This is a genomic window from Vreelandella olivaria (assembly GCF_023507745.1).
Classification (GTDB): Bacteria; Pseudomonadota; Gammaproteobacteria; order Pseudomonadales; family Halomonadaceae; genus Vreelandella; species Vreelandella olivaria_A.
On sequence record NZ_JALPZO010000055.1, the window covers coordinates 1 to 711 of the forward strand.

General features: G+C 50.9%; 1 protein-coding gene. It reads right to left on the bottom strand.

Features of this window, described 5'->3' with window-relative positions; all coding sequences use genetic code 11:
* Positions 1 to 106 precede the first annotated feature (106 nt).
* The coding region (locus HP566_RS21535; RefSeq protein ID WP_284041310.1) for an RHS repeat-associated core domain-containing protein at positions 107 to 711 on the bottom strand (605 nt) is incomplete at its 5' end.

The following is a 711-nucleotide window of genomic DNA, read 5'->3' on the forward strand; positions in this document are numbered from 1 at the left end:
CCCGCTTCGGCTTCGCCCAGGAAACCAATGATCTGTTCTTCGCTGAAACGCTTCTTCATGTCCAATCTCCTTACCCATAGGATCGGACTCTAAAGTGTAGCGCTACTCAATCTGGGGGTGACGTCGTGGGCATAACACAGCCTGTAAATATTCCATTTAAACCATCATCAATAGCTGCATGACGGGTAGCGTCTCGTTGAGCCAGCTTACCAACCCTATCGTTATATTCTTGAATCACATCGACTTCACAAGCATTAAACTGACCTTGCACGACTTCATCAGGGAGACCAAACGCCTCTTTACTATTACGCTCTCGTTGACATTGTGCTATACCGCTAGCTTTAGACGCCCTTGCTGCATCCATTTCCTCTTCCAGAATGTCCGGTAATTGCGACCTACTACTGCTCAAAGCAACGTCTTGACCAATACACCAGGCTGTATTTCTTACTTTGTCCGCTGTTTGCGCAGCTGTCACAATGGTTCTTGGATTCAGTCCCAACGGATCCACCATCCCGGTTGGATTGGTCACATAACCATATAGGTTGGTACCGCCATTCAACCCTATCGGGTCCTGGCTGATATACCGCCCCTGCTGTGGGTCGTAGTAGCGGTGGCGGTTGTAGTAGAGGCCACTCTCTTCATCGTGCCATTGGCCCTGGAAGCGGATGGGCTGTGATGTGTTGCCGCGTTCGTTCCGGGTGGCGGCCCAGC